The 2515-nt window shown below is 39.7% G+C and carries 2 protein-coding genes; one reads left to right on the top strand and one right to left on the bottom strand.

Annotated features, from left to right (window positions below):
- Nucleotides 1-68: 68 nt before the first annotated feature.
- Nucleotides 69-485 (top strand): NAD(+)--rifampin ADP-ribosyltransferase, encoded by a 417-nt coding sequence (gene arr / locus ACOI1D_RS21280; RefSeq protein WP_422504181.1) that lies wholly within the window; start codon nt 69-71, stop codon nt 483-485.
- Nucleotides 486-688: 203 nt separating this feature from the next.
- Here arr and ltrA read toward each other — a convergent pair whose 3' ends face one another.
- Entirely contained in the window at nt 689-1927 is a 1239-nt protein-coding gene (gene ltrA, locus ACOI1D_RS21275; protein WP_422504180.1) for a group II intron reverse transcriptase/maturase, read from the bottom strand.
- Nucleotides 1928-2515 lie beyond the last annotated feature (588 nt).

The following is a 2515-nucleotide window of genomic DNA, read 5'->3' as shown; positions in this document are numbered from 1 at the left end:
CCTTTCTAAAGCTCCTGTCCTATACTGTTATATACAAATCTAAAAATATAAGAGGTGTATATAACAGTATGAATGACAAACAAGATGTCTTAGATAATGGTCCTTTCTTTCATGGTTCTAAAGCAGAACTAAAAACTGGAGATCTTCTAGAAGCGCAACACTTATCAAATTACCAAGACAAAAAATCGAACTATATATATTTCACTGCAACATTAGAAGCGGCTAAATGGGGTGCTGAATTAGCAACAGCTAAATCAAAAGAAAGAATTTACATTGTAGAACCATTAGGTGATTTTGAAAATGATCCGAACTTAACTGACAAAAAATTTCCAGGAAATCCAACACGTTCTTATAGGTCTAAATCGCCTTTGAAAATAATAGCCGAATTAAGTTCATGGGAAAGACATTCCGATGAGCAAATAAATCATATGCTTACATCTTTAAAAAAATTACGTGAACAAGGAAAAGCTGTAATATACGATTAACCTTCAACATCTATAAAGTAATGACTTCAAAGGGGGAGCGCCAGGAAATTGGGGATTTACAACGTTACGCAAATTACAATCGAGTAGGAGGGGGTGACTAACCCCCGACCTCTCAGTCGAGTAGCCAATGGGAGTTTCACCCAAAGGCTCTCACAGAACCGTACGTGAACCTCTCGATTCATACGGCTCTTATCATTCAGCCATCAAGGAGTCATTCCAAGAGCCCAGTGTGGAAACATTTTGGGCTCTCTTTTTGCAAGTTCTTTGAGCCAACTTTCTGCTCGTGTTCGATGACCTCTGAACCTCTTGAATTTACACATTGCCCATTTGACTAATCTCCGATTAAGACAATCGATGGAGTATTTCACCGCTGACGGATTATATTTTCTAAAATAGTTCAGCCAACCTCTAACCGTCGGATTTATCATTTCTGCTATCATTTCAATTTTTCTCCCTGTAAAACTATGAATTCTCATCATTTTTATTTTATCTCGAAAGGCTTTAGCAGAATTATTACTAACCGATGGTAAAAAATTAAACTGCAATCTTCCTAATCTATCTTTGATAAATATTCTTCGAAATGTGTATCCTAAAAAATCAAATTTCGTTACTGGATACTCGTCATTCCTATCCTTGTCTTTACAGTAGATAATCTTCGTTTTCTTCGGGTGTAGTTCAAGCTTACATTTCTTCAATCTTTGATCCAGTTTCCCCAATATTTCTTGCGCCTCATTTTCAGTCTTGCAATGTATAATGGCATCATCAGCATACCGCTCAAACGGTGAGTAAGAATTTGTTCGTACCATCCACATATCAAACGCATAATGCATGAACAGGTTTGCAAGAACAGGACTTATTACGCCACCTTGTGGTGTCCCACTGTTTCGCTCAATCCTGTTACCTTCCGAATTAACAAAAGGTGCCTTGAGCCATCTTTCTATATACATAATTATCCATGACTCTTTTGTGTGTTTTTGTACCGCCCGCATTAAAAGTTCATGATCAATGTTATCGAACAAACCTTTGATGTCAAATTCTATGACGTAGTCATATTTCCAGCACCTTTTTCTCGCTAGTCCTATTGCATCAAGAGCTGACTTATTAGGTCGGTATCCATAGGAGTCTTCATGAAATATTGGTTCGACTTTCGGTTCCAAGTCCATCTTAACTACCATCTGTGCAACTCTGTCTTCGACTGTTGGAATTCCAAGACCCCGTTTTCCGCCAGTTTTCTTAGGTATCTCGACCAGCTTAACTGGTGGAGGGAAGTAGCTTCCGGAACTCATTCTGTTCCAAATTTTATACAGATTCCCTTTGAGGTTCTCTTCAAATTCTTTTAAGTCTTGACCGTCAATTCCCGCACTCCCTCTATTCGCTTTCACTTTCTCGAACGCGGAAATAACAACTTGCTTTGAAATGCTATATGGCTTACTCTGTTTCATCAAATCCTCCTGTTCTCACAGTTGTTATCAGTTTTCGAGTTGAATGACGGTGCCCCTTCGCTCTGTTACCATTACAGCAACTTCATTACTACTACGAGCACCTCCGCCCCTGTATCACGCTTCGCTATTTCAACCTCGCCTTTCTGTGGCTTGTGTCTTTTCACTTGTCATCGTGGTACAGGTTCCTGTGTTTCATATCAGAGCCTGATATACACTCATGCCGCCTTAATACCGTTTGCCAAGCAGTCAGCTTTTCAGGTCATCTACTGCTCTTGTCCCTATTTAGTGGTGAACGATAGGTTTTGACAAAACTTTACGTTATCGATACTTCTTCAGCGGTTCACTTTCGTTCATCTTTGTATATCTCACATGATTGTTTTAGTACAACCTTTTCCCTAGACGCTTACTACCACAACTCTTAATTGCAGCAGCTTAGGGCTGTTTGATAGATTTGCCTGATTCAATTCCTATCAAGGGGCCTTCCCTCATCTCCGATATGCCTTTCACAGCACACCACCACCGTACGTACGGTTCCGTATACGGCGGTTTCATTTAAGTCCAACGCATAGTTTGATATCGGCGATGTAG

Source organism: Virgibacillus sp. DJP39, from assembly GCF_049310925.1.
Taxonomy (GTDB): Bacteria; Bacillota; Bacilli; order Bacillales; family Amphibacillaceae; genus Virgibacillus_F.
Note: the sequence above shows the minus strand (reverse complement) of the source record. Positions and strands in the feature narration are given on the sequence as shown.

Bases quoted from the DNA above. Each gene is read 5' to 3' on its own strand.
- arr (WP_422504181.1), top strand. From the start codon at position 69: ATGAATGACAAACAAGATGTCTTAGATAATGGTCCTTTCTTTCATGGT.
- ltrA (WP_422504180.1), bottom strand. From the start codon at position 1,927: ATGAAACAGAGTAAGCCATATAGCATTTCAAAGCAAGTTGTTATTTCC.